Here is a 260-nt window from a genome sequence, read left to right on the forward strand (position 1 = left end):
GTTCGTCCTGAGCCAGGATCAAACTCTCCAAAGAATTTGATATAGCTCTTGAAAATGACGAAGCTTGCGCTTCAATCAAAACTTGTAAAACTTTTTTTGCCTCATCGTTCAGTTTTCAAAGACCAAAAAATAAATGGTCGGGAAGACAGGATTCGAACCTGCGACCCCTTGGTCCCAAACCAAGTGCTCTACCAAGCTGAGCTACTTCCCGTTATAAATGGTGCACCCTGAGAGATTCGAACTCCCGGCCTTTAGATTCG

At 44.2% G+C, this 260-nt stretch carries 1 tRNA gene; it reads right to left on the reverse strand.

Annotated features, from left to right (window positions below):
* Positions 1-134 precede the first annotated feature (134 nt).
* Positions 135-211, reverse strand: a tRNA-Pro gene (locus EVJ21_RS15325).
* Between the last annotated feature and the right edge of the window lie 49 nt (positions 212-260).

Origin of the sequence: Exiguobacterium sp. SH0S2, from assembly GCF_004337185.1 — a bacterium.
Taxonomy (GTDB): domain Bacteria; phylum Bacillota; class Bacilli; order Exiguobacteriales; family Exiguobacteriaceae; genus Exiguobacterium; species Exiguobacterium aurantiacum_A.